Below are 16,483 nucleotides of genomic sequence, written 5' to 3'. Positions count from 1 at the left end.
TGTTACTGCGCGTCCATCGCGGTGGCGAGACTACGCGGGCGCATATCGGTCCAGTTGGCCTCGATGTAGGCGAGGCAGGCGTCGCGGGTGTCGGCCGGGTGGGCGGTCAGCCAGCCGGCGGGCACGTCGACGAACGTCGGCCAGAGGGAGTGCTGTCCCTCGTCGTTGACGAGCACCACATAGGTGCCGTCCTTGTCCTCGAACGGATTGGTCATCCTCGTTCTCCTTCCAATTGCGGGGAAAGCACTGCGGCGAGTGAGCCGACAGTGGGGTGTTCGTAGAGGTGGTGCACCGACAGCCGGGCGGTCAGCGCGCTGTTGACGCGGTTCACGAGCTGAGCGGCGCGCAGCGAACTGCCGCCGAGGTCGAAGAAGCGGTCGTCGCGGCCGACGTCGGTGCCGAGGACGTCGGTCCAGAGGGCGGCCAGGGCCTGTTCCAACTCGGTGGCGGGCGGCACGAACTCCCGGCCGCCCCGTTCCAGCACCGCGACCGCGACAGAGAGGAGCTGGTCCCGGTCGACGGGCAGCTTCTCGACGCGCAGACAGCGCAGGGGGTGGTCGAGCTCCCTCGCCACCGGTGCCACGGCCGCCCGCACGTCGGCCTCGGAGGCGGGCCCGGTGTACACGACGATCGCCTCCGCGATGTGCAGGCTGTCCGGGGCGAGGGCGCGCGCGATGTGCTCGTTGCGGCCGTCGAGGCCGACCAACACGGTGGCCCGGTCCTGTCCCAGCACGGCGAGCAGCGAGGCCAGGCCCTCGTCGGGGTCCAGGGTGCGGAAGCCGCGGGCCTCGGCGGCGCCCTCGGGCGCGCCCCGGTTCATGCCGGGGCCGCTCCAGGAGCTCCACGCCAGGCAGTGCACCGGCCGACCGCGTTCACGGCCCCAGTGGTCGGCGAAGCCGTGCAGGAAACTGTTGGCCGACGAGTACGCCGCGAAGGAGCTTCCGCCGAACTCGCCGTTGACCGACGAGAAGAGCACGAGGGGGGTGTCGGGCCGGTCCTCCAGCAGTCCGGCGAGCGCCAAGGTGCCGGTCACCTTCGCGCGGTAGGCGTCGTGGAACGCCTGGGGGGACTCGCGGGCCACCTGGTGGAGTTCCAGGCGCGCCCACTGGTGGGAGACGTCGGCGCCGGCCAGGTGCAGCACACCGTCGAGCGGTGCTCCCCAGCGTGCCTCCGCGTCACGCACCGCGGCCCGCAGAGCGACCGGATCGGCCACGTCGAGCGCGCGGTAGGCCACGTCGCCCAGGACTCCGAGGTCGTCGAGGCGCTCGGCGCGCTCGCCCCGGTCGGCCGGGCTCCGTCCGACCAGCAGCAGTTTCGCGCCGTGGGCGGCCAGGAGGTACTCCGCGACCGTATGGGCGACGCCGCCGAGACCACCGGTGACGAGGTAGCGGCCGCCGGTGACGAACGCGTCCCTCCCCCGCTCGTCGAGGGCCATCGGCCGCAGCCGGGGCACGAGGCGTCGCGTACCCCGGTGGGCCACGAGGTCGGCGGCGTCGTGGCAGGCGAGTTCCGTGACGATCGCGGCGGCGCGGTCGGCGGGGTCGGGCACGTCGAGTTGCCGGACGGACGGCAGCACCCGCTCCGCCGCGGCCGTCCGCAGCAGACCGGGCAGGGCGGCGGTGGCGAGGTCCAGGGTGTCGCCCGCCGCCGTCCACAGACCGCCGCTCGTGACGACCAGGAGCGGGGGCGCGGGATCGTACGCGGCCAGATCCTGGACCAGCCGCAGCACGTCGAGGGCCACGCTCTCCGCGTCGGGGCCCTGTGCCAGGTGGACGACGGCGCCGACGTGTCCGGCCGGGGTGGCGCCGCCGGCGGGGGAGGCGAGGAGCTCGGGGACGCCGGGCACGGTGCCCAGCTCTTCCCGGAGGGCCTCCGGGACCAGCCACGGGCCGGGGGGCAGTGCGCCGCGTTCGGCGGGAAGTTCGGTCCAGGTCCGCTCGAAGTACCAGGGGCCGTCCGGCTCGTCGCACCACTCGGCGTACTCGCCCCCGTCGAGGTCGGCGATGAGCTGGGCTCGCTGGATCTTGCCGCTGCCCGTCTTGGGGAAGTCCCGCCGCTCGACCGGGATCACCAGGTCGGGCTGGAGGCCCAGGGCCTCGGCCACCCGCGCCTTGATCGCGGCGATGGTGTCGTGGACCGAGGTCCGGTCGTCGGAGGCCGGGACGAAGAAGATCACCAGTTTGTCGGTGCTGTCGCCCGCGCCGGACCATCCGCACGCGGCGACGTACGTGACCTCGGTGCCCTCCACCTGCTCGACGATGGACTCCACGTCGTAGCTCAGGATGTTGGCGCCCTGGACGATGATGAGGTCCTTCTCGCGGCCGGTGATGGTGAGCCGGCCCCGGTGCAGGAACGCGAGGTCGCCCGTGCTGAACCAGCCGTCGGCGGTGAACGCCTCCGCGTTCGCCTCCGCGTTGCGGAAGTAGCCCTCCATGATCGTCGGTCCCGTGATCTGGAGCCGCCCCACGTGGTCCTCGGGCAGCACGTCGTCGTTCGGGTCGACGATGCGCAGCCGCACGCCCGGGACCGGCGGCCCGACTTCCGTGAACACGACGGCGTCGGGGTCGGTGGACCAGCGCAGCGCCCCGCCGAGCGAGCTCTTGTCCACCCGCAGCCGGCCCGCGTCCGGATCGCCGGCGCGCAGCGTCGAGTACGTCACGCCCGAGCTGGTCTCCGACATCCCCCAGGAGGGGCTCATCGTGTCGGCCGGCATCCCGTGCGCCGTGAGCAGCTCGATGAAGCGGTCCGCGGTGCGGCTGACGACGGCCTCTCCGCCGTTGAGGAGGTGCCTCAGCGTCGACAGGTCCCAGGACCTGCCGGCCATCGCGGCGGCACGCTCGTTGACGAGCGCGAAGGCGAAGTTGGGGGCCCAGGTGTTGGTGACGCCGTACCGGTCGATCCAGTCGAGCCAGCGCAGAGGGTCGGCGAGGAAGGCGTCGATGGTGGCGTTGACGTGCCGACAGCGCAGCACCACGTCCCGCACGCTCCACATGATGATGCCGCCGACGTGGTCGAGCGGCATCCAGTTCAGCGCGACCTCGTCGGAATCGAATCCGTGGACCGCCGCGACGGCCCGGGTGCGGGCCAGGATGCTGCGGCTGGCGTGCCGGACCACCTTCGGCACCCCGGTACTGCCGGAGGTGAGCAGGTGCACGGCCGGGCTGTCCGGGGTCGCCGGGAACCAGTCCGTGCTGCGGGGGCCGTCGCACAGTTCCTCGACGACGGCCACCCGCAGGTCGTCGGCGTCCCACAGGGCGGACAGCTTGGCCACCGCCGGGGCGAGGGTGGAGTCCGTGAGGATGAGCGGCCGGTCCAGCAGCTGCCAGGCGTTGCGCAGTTTGGTCGTGACGGCGTTCTCACGGTCGTAGCCGGGTGCGGCGCCGACCGGGGTGGGCAGGTATCCGCCCAGGACGCACGCCCAGAACGCGGTGATGAAGGCGCGGTTGTCACCGAACTGGAACAGCACGGACTCGCCGGGTGCGATGCCGGTGGAGCGCAGGCCGGTGAGCAGCCGCTGTGCGTCGTCGAGCAGCCGGGAGTAGCTCTGGAACCGCTCGTCGCCGTCCGTCAGGTAGACGATGCCCTGCTCCGGGGCGAGTTCGGCGGCCAGGCGGAGGGCTTCCTGCAGGGTGGTGGGGAAGCCGGGGTCGTCCGGCAGGTCGCCGCCGTACGCGACGGCCGGCGGCCCCGCCGCCGCGGGAAGTGCGTCCGCGGGTCGGGGTGCGGCCGGGCGCGCGCGGTCGAGCCGGGCCTCCCTGCGCAGCAGGGGCGCGGCCTCCTCCACCCCGGTGACGGATTCGGCCGCCGCCCGCAGCCGGGCCACGGCGTCGTGTCCGGACGTCGTCATCAGTTCCGCCCCCCTTGGCCGGTGTACGCCGGCTCACGGCCGAGCAGCGCGCCGCCGACGAGCCCGGCGAGCTCCGCTTCGGAGTCGTGGAGATAGAAGTGGCCGCCGGGGAAGACCTCGACGGAGAACGCCCCGGTGGTCTGCTCCTCCCATGCGCGGAGTCCGCTGACGGGGGCACGCGGGTCGGTGTCCCCGCCGAGTGCGGTGACCGGTACGGAAAGCGGCTGGTCGGGGCGGTGCCGGTGGTTCTCCCAGAGGGTGAAGTCGGCACGCAGTGTCGGCAGCAGCAGCTTCATCAGCTCGGGGTCGGTGAACACCCCGTCGGATGTGCCGTCCATACTCCGCACGGCGGCTCGGAGATCGTCGTCGGACAGCCGGTGCAGCTCCGGCGCGGCGATGTCGTGGCCCGGGGCCGACTGCCCGGACAGGAACAGGTGCCCGGGCTGGGTGCCGCGCTTGCGCAGTGCTCTGGCCAGTTCGAACGCCAGCAGCGCGCCGCCACTGTGGCCGAAGAACGCGTAGGGGCCCTGGAGATAGGGCCGCAGCGCCACGGCCACCATGCGGACGGCGACGTCGACGGACGCGGGGTGCGGTTCGCCGACGCGGTCCTCGCGGCCGGGCAGTTGCACGGCCACGACTTCCACCTCCGGCGGCAGGAGATCCGGCCACGCGGCGAAGGCACTCGCCCCTGCTCCCGCGTGCGGAAAGCAGAACAGCCGGATCCTCCGGTTCGTCCGCCGGGCGCGGCGGACGAATGGAGTTTCTGCTATGAGCCTGTCAGGCATGACCGAGCCGCCTCGAAATCCGCGGGACAACAGGAATACGTCGCACGGTATTGAGCCGCATTATCGGTCCTCTATTACGGCCTTTTCCGGCCCGCATTCGAAAAATCCGGCGATACGTGCGGCCACGTCGCGCAGCAGGGCCGGCTCCAGCAGATCGTCGTGCCCGCAGCTGAACGGGGTGACCTTCAGCTCCCCGTCCACATAGGGGGCCCAGGCGGTGGCGAGCTTCGCGGCCCTCTCCTCGCCGCCCGAGGTGATCAGCGCCACCTCGCCCTTGTACGCGGCGGGCCGGTGCGCCGTGGCCACCATGATGGTGTTGACCATGACGTCGAAGAGCCGCTCGTCGGCCGCGCCACCGAGGATCTCTCCGACCAGGCCCCGTGCCCGCGCCCGCTGTTCCGCCTCATCGCCCCGGTTGTCGGGGTCGCCGCCCGCGTCGTCGCTCAGGACGGCGAGCACGTCGGCGGGGGTGAGGAGCCGCTGCTTCTCCACCGGGCCCTCCTGACCGGGGTCCCCCGGCCGGGAGTCCATGATGGCCAGCAGGGCCACCTGCTCTCCCTGTTCCTGCAGGGTGGTGGCGACGGCGTGCGCGATGTTGCCACCGGTCGAGTAACCCAGCAGGTGGTACGGGCCCTGCGGCTGGACGGCGCGTATCTGCTCGACCGCGTCGAGTGCCCACACGGTCAGCGAGTCCGGCAGCGGTCCCGGGCCGTCGAGTCCCCACGCCTGCAGGCCGTACAGGCCCGTGTCCTCGGGCAGCCCGCGCAGGAGTCCCGCGTAGCACCAGCTCAGGCCGAGCGCCGGCGGGGCGCAGAACAGGGAGGGGCGGTCGCCGCCCCTGCGCAGCACCGCCATGGGGCCGGTGTCGTCGACGGTGTCGAGCCGCGCCGCGAGCAGCGCCGGGGTGGGCGCCTCGAAGAGCGTCCGGACGTCCGCCTCGACATCGAGCGCGGTGTTGATCCGGGTGGCGAGGCGCATCGCGAGCAGCGAGTGGCCGCCGAGCTCGAAGAAGTTCCCGTCGACGCCGACCCGGGGCAGTTCGAGTACGTCCGCGAAGAGGCCGCAGAGCAGTTCCTCCCGCAGGCTGCGCGGGTCGCGCCCGGCCGTCGCCGCGTTCACCTCAGGTACGGGCAGGGCTTTGCGGTCGAGCTTGTTGCTGGGACTCAGCGGCAGGCGTTCCAGCACCACGACCGCACCGGGGACCATGTGCGCCGGCAGCACCGCGGCGAGCCCGGCGCGCAGGTCCCCGGGGTCCAGCCGTGCTCCGGGGGCCGGGACGGCGTAGCCGACGAGCCGGTCGGCGTGGACCGCCGCGGCGGCGTGGGTGACGCCGGGCTGCTCGGCGAGCGCCGACTCGATCTCCCCCAGCTCGATCCGCAGGCCGCGGAGCTTCACCTGCGTATCGGCCCGGCCGACGAACACCAGCCGTCCGTCGCGGTCCCACCGGACGAGGTCGCCGGTGCGGTACATCCGGCCGCCGGGTGCGAACGGGTCGGCGACGAACCTCTCGGCGGTCAGGGCGGGGCGATCGAGGTAGCCGCGGGCCAGGCCGGGACCGGTTGTGTACAGCTCTCCCGCCACGCCGGGCGGGACGGGCCGCAGGTACCGGTCGAGCACGTACACGCCGGCGTTGGCGATGGGCCGGCCGATCGGGACCGGCTGCCGGCCCGGAGCGTCGTACACCCAGGAGGCGACGTCGACGGTCGCCTCGGTCGGGCCGTACGCGTTGACGAGCCCGCGGCCCCGGGACCAGTGGGCGATCACATCCGCCGGGGGCACGTCGCCGCCGGTGATGATCATCCGCAGGTCGGGCAGCGCGATCCGGGGCAGGCCGGACATCACGGCCGGGGTGAGGTGCGCGTGCGTGACGCTCCGGTCGGCGAGGAACGCGGCGAGTTCGTCGCCGGCCAGCACGCCCGGGGGGATCACGAGGCAGGAGCCGGTGAGCAGGGAGAGGCACAGCTCGGAGACGCTGGCGTCGAAGCTCGGGGAGATCAGCTGCGCGACGCGGTTGCCCGTCCCGGCTCCGTAGCGCTCGGCCTGGTTGGCGACCAGGCCCGCGATACCGCGGTGCGACACCACGACGCCCTTGGGGCGGCCTGTCGACCCGGAGGTGTAGATGACGTACGCGGCGTCGTCGAGGTGCCGGGCGACGACCGGTTCCGTGCCCGGGAGTCCCTCCGGGACCGGGAAGGAGGCGGGCGTCAGCTCGCACACCGGCCGGGCGTCGTCGAGCATGAACGCGATCCGCTCGGCCGGGTAGTCCGGGTCGACCGGCAGGTACGCGGCTCCGGCCTTCAGCGTCGCCAGCACGGCGATCACCAGGTCGGCCGAGCGGGGCAGCCGCAGCGCGACGATCTCCCCCGGTCCCGCGCCCCGCTCGCGCAGCAGGTGCGCGAGCCGGTTGGCGCGGAGGTCCAGTTCGGCGTAGGTGAGCGTTTCGGGACCGTGCTCCACGGCCGGGTGGTCCGGGGTGCGGGCTGCCTGCAGCGCGAAGAGCTCCGGCCAGGTGAGCGGGGGCACGTCGCGGGCGGTGTCGTTCCACCCCTCCAGGACCCGTCGGCCCAGCTCCGGACCGAGGATGTCGAGCCGGTCCAGCGGTGCGTCCGGCTCGGCCACCGCCGCGGCGAGCAGCCGGACCAGGGAGTCGGCCAGGCCGCGGGCGGTTTCCGGGTCGAACAGGTCGGTGGCGTACCGCACGATGCCGTTCAGCCCGGTGGTCTCGTCCTCCTCCAGGACGAACGCCAGGTCCACCTTGGCGGCTTCCGCGTCGACCTGTTCCCCGCGCACCACCAGGCCCGGCAGCTCCGGCTCCGAGATGTCGAGGTTCTCCAGGGTGAGCATCACCTGGAACAAGGGGTGGTGGGCCAGCGAGCGGGTCGGGTTGAGCACCTCGACGAGCCGCTCGAACGGCACGTCCTGGTGGGCGAACGCGGCCAGGTCCGTCTCCCGCACCCGGTCGAGGAGCTCGTGCAGGGTGGGGCTGCCGGAGACGTCGGTGCGCAGCACGACGGTGTTGACGAAGAAGCCGACCAGCTCATGGGCCGCCTCCTCGTCGCGCCCGGCGACCGCGCAGCCGAGCGGGATGTCCGTGCCGCTGCCGTACCGGGTGAGCAGGGCGGCGAGGGCGGCCTGCAGCACCATGAACACGCTGGCGTGCCGGCGGCGGGCCAGGTCCACGACGGCGCGGTACAGGTCGGGGCCGATCGCCAGCGGCACCGAGCCGCCGCGGTGACCGAGGACGGCCGGCCGGGGCCGGTCGACGGGGAGGGCCAGCAGGTCGGGGGCGCCCGCGAGGGCGTCGCGCCAGAACGCCGTCTGGCGTGCCAGCACGCTGTCCGGGTCGTCCTCCGCGCCGAGCACCTCCCGCTGCCAGAGGGCGTAGTCGGCGTACTGCACCGGAAGCGGGGTCCAGTGCGGGGCGCTCCCGGCGCGGCGGGCCTCGTACGCGGTGGCCAGATCGCGCAGCAGCGGTCCCATCGACCAGCCGTCGCTGACGATGTGGTGGACGAGCACGAGCAGGACGTGTTCGTCGCCGCCGGGAGAGAAGAGCCAGCAGCGGATGGGGAGTTCGCGGTCGAGCGCGAACGCGTACCCGGCAGCGGCGGCGATGTCGTCGCCGGCCACTTCCTCCAGAACCGGTCCTCCGGTCACGATCCGCTGGTACGGCACGCCCGACTCGTCACCGAAGACGGTGCGCAGGCTCTCGTGCCGTCCCACCACGTCGGCGAGGGCGGCCCGCAGGGCGGCCCGGTCGACCCGGCCGGTGAGCCGCAGTGCCAGCGGGACGTTGTACGTGGGCGACGGGCCCTCGAAGCGGTACAGGAACCACAGACGTCGCTGGGCGGCCGACAGAGGCACCTGCTCGGGCCGTGGGCGCGGGGTGAGCGCGGGCCGGGGCCGCCCGGCGGCCGGTTCCGATCCGGCGATCCGCGCGGCGAACCCGGCGACGGTGGGCGCTTCGAAGAGGAGCCGGATACCGGCGTCGACGCCGAGTTCGTCCCGGACGCGGGCGACGACCCGGGCGGCGAGCAGCGAGTGCCCGCCGAGGTCGAAGAAGACGTCGTCGACGCCGACCGAGGGCACGCCCAGGCACTCGGCGAAGATCGCGCAGAGGGCTTCCTCGCGGGCGTCCCGGGGACCTTGGGCGGACGTGGTCGTCGTCTCGGGCTCGGGCAACGCGTCCCGGTCCAGCTTTCCGTTGGCGGTGAAGGGCAACTGGTCCATCGCCACGTACGCGGACGGCGCCATGTACTCGGGCAGTTGCCCGGCGGCGTACGCCCGCACGGCCCCCAGGTCGAGCCCGGCGGGCGTCACGTACGCGACGAGGCGCTTGTCGCCCGGCCTGTCCTCGCGCAGCACGACGGCGGCGTGCGACACGTCCGGGTGCTTGCCGACGGCCGACTCGACCTCGCCCAGCTCGATCCGGAAGCCCCGCAGTTTCACCTGGTGGTCGACGCGGGCGACGAACTCCAGTTCGCCGTGCCTGTTCCGCCGGCCGAGGTCTCCGGAGCGGTACATCCGCGAGCCCGGAGGGCCGTACGGGTCGGCCACGAACTTGGCGGCGGTGAGGCCGAGCCGGTTCAGGTAGCCGCGGGTGACCAGGTCGCCCGCGATGTAGAGCTCGCCCGTCACTCCGACGGGCAGCGGTCGCAGCCTCGCGTCGAGCACGTACATCCGGGTGTTCCAGACGGGCCGGCCGATGGTGATGACGCCGCTGGGGACGGTGTCGCCGGGGGCGATGCGGAATTCGGTGCAGCCCACGGTCGTCTCCGTGGGGCCGTACTCGTTGACCACGGTCACGCCCGGGTGCCGACGGCGCCACTCGTCGAGCAGTTCCCCCATCAACGACTCGCCGCCGAGAACGAGCTGCTCGGTCGGGGAGAACGCGTCCGGCAGGTTCAGCAGCAGCGAGAGGTGGCTCGGCGTGGCCTTGACGAAGGCGGGGCGCGTGCCCGGAGCGTCTCCGTTCAGGTCGACGAGGTCTATGGCACCGCCCGCGGTCAGGGGCGCGAAGACGCCGGTGACGGTGAGGTCGAAGGAGATCGGCGAGTGCACGAGCGCACCGCGCTCCACGGAGTCGTAGGCGTTACGGGCCCATGCCAGGTACGAGTTGAGCGAGCGGTGCTCGACCACGACGCCCTTCGGCCTGCCGGTGGAACCGGAGGTGAAGATCACGTACGCGGCGGCGCTGTCCGGTACGAACCCCGGCAGCGGCTCTGTCCACGCAGCGCCGCCGTCCGTGTCCGGGAAGAGGTCCGCGTCCAGGTGGAGGCGGGGGCGCGTGCCGGGAAGCTCGGTCGTCGTGGTGGTCAGCACCAGCACCGGATCGACGTCGTCGAGCACGAAGGCGAGCCGGTCGGCCGGGTAGTCCGGATCCAGCGGCAGGTAGGCCGCCCCGGCCCGGAAGACGGCGAGCACCGCCACCACCAGGTCGACGGACTTGGGCAGGGCGATCGCCACGAAGGTCTCCGGGCGGGCGCCCCGTGCGGCCAGCAGCCGTGCGAGGCGGTCGACGCGGTCGGCCAGCTCGGCGTAGGTGACGCGGTCGTCCCCGCACACCACGGCGACGGCTCCGGGGGTCCGGGCCGCCTGCGCGGCGAACAGTTCCGGCACGGTCGTCCGGGGTACGTCGTGCCCCGGGTCGTTCCAGCCTGTCAGAACACTGTGGCGTTCCTGGTCGGACAGGATCGGCAGATCGCCTATCGGGAGGTTCGGGTCGGCCGCGGCCGCGGTGAGCAGACGGACCAGGCGGTCGGCCATCGCCCGCACGGTCTCGGCCTCGAACAGGTCGGCGGCGTACTGGATCGCGCCGTGCAGACCGTCCGGACGGCCGTCCTCGGTGTGCTCCTCGGCGAGGAAGAAGGACAGGTCGAGTTTGGCTGTGTCCGCGCCGACGTGCTCGCGGACCACCTCGAGACCGGACATGCTGAAGTCTCCGCCCGCGGTGTTCGCGAACGTCAGCATCACCTGGAACAGCGGGTGGTGGGCGAGCGACCTGGCCGGGTTGAGCACCTCGACCAGTCGCTCGAACGGCACGTCCTGGTGGGAGTACGCGGCCAGGTCGGCGGTGCGGACGCGGTGGAGCAGCTCGGCGAAGGAGGGGTCGCCCGACACGTCGGTGCGCAGCACCAGGGTGTTGACGAAGAACCCGACGAGGTTGTCGAGCGCCTCGTCGGTCCGTCCGGCGATCGCCGTGCCCATGGGGATGTCGGCCCCCGCCCCCATACGGGTCAGCAGGGCGGCGATACCGGCCTGGACCACCATGAACAGGCTCGCCTGGTGGGCCCTGGCCAGCGCCTGGAGCGCCTCGTGGACGACGGCGGGCACGTCAAGCTCCACGACACCACCGCCGTTCCCGGCGACCGCGGGGCGTGGGCGGTCGGTGGGCAGCTCCAGCAGCTCCGGGGCGTCGGCCAGCGTCGCCCGCCAGTAGGCGAGCTGGCGGCTGATCAGGCTGTCCGGGTCCTCCTCACCGGCGAGGAGTTCGTGCTGCCACAGGGCGAAGTCCGCGTACTGCACGCGCAGTGCCGGCCAGGCGGGGCTCCCGCCGGCGCACCTGGCCGCGTACGCGGTGGCGAGATCGCTCGCGAGCGGGGACGCGGACCAGCCGTCGCCCGCGATGTGGTGCAGTAGCAGCAGCAGCGTGTGCTCGTCGGGACCGGACTCGAAGAGCGTGACGCGCAGTGGGGCCTCCCTTTCGAGGTGGAAGGCGTACCCGGCCGCCGCGGCGAGCGCCTCCGGGGAGAAGCGTTCCACCGTCAGCTCGACCTCGGCGGGCAGGACCAGCTGATAGGGCGCGCCCGCGAAGTCGGGGAAGGCCGTGCGCAGGGCCTCGTGTCGCTCGGTCACGTCAGTGATCGCGGCCTGCAGCGCGGACCGGTCCAGCCGGCCGGTCAGGCGCAGCGCGATCGGCAGGTTGTAGGTGGCGGCGGGCCCCTCCAGCCGGTACAGGAACCAGAGGCGTCGCTGCGCGTACGACAGAGGCGGGTGCTCCGGCCGCGCACCCACGACTACCGGCGGGCGGGCGGTGGCCGCCGTGTCGAGGCGGGCGGCTATCCCGGCCGGGGTCGGCGCCTCGAACAGCGCGCGGATCGGCAGCTCGACGGCGAACGTGGAACGAATGCGGCTGACCAGCCGGGTGGCGAGCAGCGAGTGCCCGCCGAGCGCGAAGAAGTCGTCGTCGACACCGGTCTGCCGCAGGCCGAGCAGCTCGGCGAAAAGGCCGCAGAGGATCTCCTGCTGCGGTGTCGCCGCGGCCCGCGCCGCGGGGGCGGCCACGTATTCGGGGGCGGGCAGCGCGGCGGTGTCGAGCTTGCCGCTGGGGGTCAGCGGCAGGGCGTCGAGGAGCACGATCGCGCCGGGCACGAGCACCGCGGGCAGCCTCGCGGCAAGGTGCTCCCGGACGGTTCGGACCAGGTCGTCGCCGGCCCGGTCGGCCCCGCCGGGAACGACGTACGCGACGAGACGCTCGTCGACCACGGTGACGACGGCCTGGCCCACCTCGGGCAGTTCGGCCGCCGTGGCCCGGATCTCGTCGAGCTCGATCCGAACGCCACGTACCTTGACCTGGCGGTCGGCGCGGCCGGCGAACTGGAGGGAACCGTCGGGGTTCCACCGCCCCAGGTCGCCGGATCGGTACATCCGCGACCCCGCCGGGCCGAACGGATCGGCCACGAACCGCTCCGCGCTGAGGCCCGGACGGTTCAGGTAGCCGTGCGCGAGCTGGACGCCCGCGAGGTAGAGCTCTCCCACGACGCCGGGCGGAACCGGGCGCAGCGCCCGGTCGAGGACGTGGACGCGGGTGTTCCACACGGGGAAGCCGATCGGCGCGTTGCCCGGGTGGATCTCCTGGCCGCCGTCCCACGCCGTGACGTCGACGGTGGCTTCGGTCGGGCCGTACAGATGGTGCAGCGGGGCGCCGAGCAGATCGCGGAAGCTCCGGTGCAGGTCCGCGGGCAGGGCCTCGCCGCCGCAGAAGACGCGGCGCAGGCTGGTGCAGTCGGCGGCCTGCGGCGTCTGCACGAAGGCCGCGAGCATCGCGGGGATGAAGTGGACCGTCGTCACGCGTTCGGCCCGGATCAGCTCGGCGAGGTACTCGGGATCCCGGTGCCCGTCCGGCTTGGCCATCACCGTCGTGGCGCCCTGCAGCAGCGGCCAGAAGAACTCCCAGACCGATACGTCGAAGCTGGTGGCGGTCTTCTGCAGCACCCGGTCGTCGGCCGCCAGGGGGTAGGCGCGCTGCATACCGTCGAGCCGGTTCACGGCTGCGGCATGCGGGATGACGACGCCCTTCGGGCGGCCCGTCGAACCGGAGGTGTACATGACGTACGCCGGGTCGGACGGGTGCGGGGGACGGAGCCGGTCGGCGTCGGTGAGCGGGGTGTCCTCGTACCCCGCCACGTCCACGGCGGCCAGGTACGCGCTGTCCAGCACGCAGATCGGGGCAGCGTCGGCGAGCATGTAGGCGATGCGGTCGGCCGGGTAGCCGACGTCCACCGGCAAATACGCCGCACCCGTCTTGACGATCGCGAGCAGGCCGACGAGGAGGTCCACCGAGCGGGGGGCGGCGAGGGCCACCAGCTCGCCGGGGCCCGCGCCCCGGTCGATGAGGTGGCGGGCCAGCCGGTTGGCCCGCGCGTGCAGTTCCCCGTACGCGATCTCCTCGCCCTCCAGCACGAGGGCGACCCGGTCGGGTGTGCGGACCGCCTGGGCGTCGAGCAGCTCGGGCAGGACCGCGGCGGGCAGTTCGAGATCCGTGGCGTTCCACGTCTCGACGACCTGTTCCCGCTCGGCGGGCAGGGTCACGTCGATGCGGCCGACGAGAAGGTCGGGGTCGGCGGCGACGGTTTCGAGGACCTGGAGGAACCGGGCGGCGATACCGGTGCCCTGCGCTCTGTCGAACTGCTCAGGACGGATGTCGAGCCGGACGACGAGACGGTCTCCCGCGATGCCGGTGATGAGGCTGAGCGGGTAGTGGGTCGCGCCGCCGCCCTCGACGTCGGCGATTCTGAACTTCCCCGCCGGGCTCTCCGCCGCGTCCTCGAAGGGATAGTTCTCGAAGACGAGGATCGAGTCGAAGAGCTCTCCCAGACCTACCGCCCGCTGGATCTCGGCGAGGCTGACGTGGTGGTGGTCGAGCAGGTTGGTCTGCCGGCGCTGGAGATCACCGACGACCTCGGCGAACGTCGCGGCAGGCTCCAGCCCGACGCGGACCGGGAGCGTGTTGATGAAGGACCCGATCATGGCCTCGACGCCGGGCAGGTCGGCCGGGCGCCCGGAGACCGTGGCGCCGAAGACGACGTCGCTGCGGCCGGTGAGCTGCCCGAGCACCATCGCCCAGGCGCCCTGCACCAGGTTGTTCACGGTCAGGCCGCGGTCGGCCGCCATCCGGACCAGGCGGGCCGTGGTCCCGGGCGGTAGCTCGGCGGTGATCCGCTCGGGCAGTACCTTGCCCGCGGGAGCTCCGGGAGCCACCGAGGTCGGCCCGTCGAGGTCGGCGAGAGCGGTCCGCCACGCCTCCGCGCCGGCGTCCGCGTCCTGCCGGGCAAGCCAGCCCAGATAGTCCCGGTACGGCGTGACCCGGGGCAGTCCGTCGGTGCTGCCCCCGGCCTTGTAGACCTCGAAGAGCTCGTCGACCAGCAGGGGCGCCGACCAGCCGTCGAGCAGGATGTGGTGGTTGGTCACCACGAGCCGGTGGTCCTCCGGCCCGAGGTGGACCAGTCTGAAGCGGATCAGCGGCGGCCGGCCGAGGTCGAACCGGGTGGCCCGTTCGGTCGTCAGGAACGCGTCCAGTTCCTCGGCCCGAAGGGTCGATTCGGACCAGCCGGGCTTCACGTCCCGGGGGATGATCTGCATCGGCCGGCCGTTCGCCCGCAGCCGGAAACCGGCCCTGAGGTTGGCGTGCCGCCGCAGGACGGCCTCGGCGCTGCGGCGCAGCAGGGCCGCGTCCACCTCACCGGAGAGCGCCAGCACGAGTTGGGTGTTGTAGACGTCCACGGCCTCCTCGTCGTAGAGGGAGTGGAAGAGCAGCCCCTCCTGCAACGGTGTCAGCGGCAGTACGTCTTCGAGGCGCGAGCGCTTCATTACCAATCCCCCAGTTCAGCCTCGAGGCTGTCGATCTCGCTCTGTGTCAGGTCGTCGCTCAGGTCGGAGGGCGTCAGTCCGCCCACGTCCGGCCGCTCGTCCGCCAGCGCGGTGAGCGCGTCGAACCACGCGCGTGCCAGCCGCCGTACCTCGGACTCGGCGAGCAGTCCGGACGCCCAGGTCCAGGTGGCGACGAGGTGCGGACAGCCCTCGTGGTTCTCGGTGACCGCGGTGATCTCGACCGCGTGGGTCATCGGCATCTCGGGCGATCGCGGCGCGGGCGTCGGCCCGTCGACGGTCTGCCAGTCACCCGTGTCGTCGCCGTCGGTGTACCGGCCCAGGTAGTTGAAGCCGATCTGCGGCTCGACGGCCAGACCGGGCTCGCCCCTCAGGTGGCGCAGGATGCCGTATCCGACGCCGTTGTCGGGGAACGCGCGCAGCTGTTCCTTGACCTGCTTGAGCCTGTCGGTGGGCGTGCGGCCGTCCGGGGCGAGCCTGACGGGGTAGAGGCTGGTGAACCAGCCGACCGTCCGGGAGGTGTCCACCCCGTCGGCGACGTGTTCACGTCCGTGCCCTTCGAGGTCGACGAGGACCGGTCCGGCGCCGCGTCCTTCCACGACCGCCGTCGCCAGCCCGCACAGCAGCGCGTCGGTGATGGTGCCGTTGACACTCGCCGGGATCCGGGTGAGCAGTGCCTCGGTGACGTCCGGTTCCAGGGTGAGCTCGATCTCCCGGGCGGTGGCGGCGGTGTCGACCGCCGGGTCCAGCCGGCGGGTGCCGAGGAGCGGCTCCGCGGTCGCGGCGATCTCCTGCCACACCGGCAACTCGGCCTGTCGGTCCGCCGCCCGCAGGTGCCCGGCCCAGGTCCGGTACGAGGTGGCGACCGGGGCGAGCTCGGGAGCCCGGCCCGCTGCGACCGCCTCGTACGCGGCGGCGAGGTCGGGCAGCAGGATCCGCCACGACACCGCGTCGACGACCAGGTGGTGCAGGACGATCAGCAGCGTGCCCGGCGCGTCGCTTCCGGCGTCGAACCAGACGAACCGTGAGACGTCGCCGGTCGCCGGGGACAGTTCCCGGCGGGCCGTCTCCGCGGCTTCGCCGTCGCCCGGACCGACGCGCCTGACCGTGACCGGTACGGTGCCGCGCTCGCGCACCTCGTACGTGCCGTCCGGGTGGTGGCGCAGGCGCAGGACGTCGTGGTGGTCGATCAGGGCCTGGGCGGCCCGGACCAGTGCCCGCTCGTCGAGGCCCGCCGGGACGCGTACGGTCATCGACTGGTTGAAGCCGTCGGTGGCCTCGTACTGCTCCAGCCAGCGCATGATGGGTGTGGGCGCGAAGGCGCCCGTACCGGCGTCCAGGTCCTCCGCCGTGGTCACCGCCGCTGTGGCCGCCCGTGCCAGGAGGGCCGGGGTGCGCTCCCTGAAGACGTCGCGGGCCGAGACCAGCAGCCCGCCCGTGCGGGCGCGGCTGACCACCTGGATCGACATGATGCTGTCGCCCCCGAGGTCGAAGAAGCTGTCGTCGGGGCTGACGCCGGGCAGGCCGAGGACGTCGGCGAAGATCCGGCAGAGCAGTTCCTCGCGGGCGTCGGCGGGCCCGCGGCCGCCGGTGGCCGTGGACCACCGCGGTGCGGGCAGCGATGCCCGGTCGACCTTGCCGTTGGGCATCAGCGGGAGCTCGTCCAGGGCCATCAGGGCGGCCGGGACCATGTAGTCCGGCAGTCCGGCGGCGATCTGCGCCCGCACGGCCGCCGGCTCCACGTCGC

5 protein-coding genes are annotated in these 16,483 nt (G+C 73.0%); all 5 read right to left on the bottom strand.

Features of this window, described 5'->3' with window-relative positions; all coding sequences use genetic code 11:
• Positions 1-2: 2 nt before the first annotated feature.
• The gene (locus IF19_RS0129165; RefSeq protein WP_030115217.1) at positions 3-215 is read right to left on the bottom strand and encodes an MbtH family protein; all 213 of its coding nucleotides are present in this window, start codon (positions 213-215) and stop codon (positions 3-5) included.
• Entirely contained in the window at positions 212-3,847 is a 3,636-nt protein-coding gene (locus tag IF19_RS0129160) for an SDR family NAD(P)-dependent oxidoreductase (protein ID WP_030115216.1), read from the bottom strand. The genes IF19_RS0129165 and IF19_RS0129160 overlap by 4 nt, the downstream gene beginning before the upstream one ends.
• A complete protein-coding gene (locus tag IF19_RS0129155) occupies positions 3,847-4,632 on the bottom strand; it encodes a thioesterase II family protein (protein ID WP_030115215.1) in 786 nt (261 codons plus the stop codon). Before IF19_RS0129155 ends, IF19_RS0129160 begins: the two co-directional genes overlap by 1 nt.
• A 60-nt stretch (positions 4,633-4,692) precedes the next feature.
• Entirely contained in the window at positions 4,693-14,718 is a 10,026-nt protein-coding gene (locus tag IF19_RS0129150; protein WP_050493993.1) for a non-ribosomal peptide synthetase, read from the bottom strand.
• On the bottom strand, positions 14,718-16,483 hold a 1,766-nt coding region (locus IF19_RS0129145), incomplete at its 5' end, for a condensation domain-containing protein (RefSeq protein WP_030290163.1). The genes IF19_RS0129145 and IF19_RS0129150, both read right to left, overlap by 1 nt.

Origin of the sequence: Streptomyces californicus (assembly GCF_000717645.1) — a bacterium.
Classification (GTDB): Bacteria; Actinomycetota; Actinomycetes; order Streptomycetales; family Streptomycetaceae; genus Streptomyces; species Streptomyces californicus.
The sequence above is the reverse complement of the archived record's forward strand: the minus strand, read 5'-3'. Positions and strand labels throughout refer to the sequence as shown.

What these genes read in the sequence shown, in the direction of transcription:
- IF19_RS0129165 (WP_030115217.1), bottom strand. Translation starts at nt 215, where the DNA reads ATGACCAATCCGTTCGAGGACAAGGACGGCACCTATGTGGTGCTCGTC.
- IF19_RS0129155 (WP_030115215.1), bottom strand. Translation starts at nt 4,632, where the DNA reads ATGCCTGACAGGCTCATAGCAGAAACTCCATTCGTCCGCCGCGCCCGG.
- IF19_RS0129160 (WP_030115216.1), bottom strand. Translation starts at nt 3,847, where the DNA reads ATGACGACGTCCGGACACGACGCCGTGGCCCGGCTGCGGGCGGCGGCC.
- IF19_RS0129150 (WP_050493993.1), bottom strand. Translation starts at nt 14,718, where the DNA reads ATGAAGCGCTCGCGCCTCGAAGACGTACTGCCGCTGACACCGTTGCAG.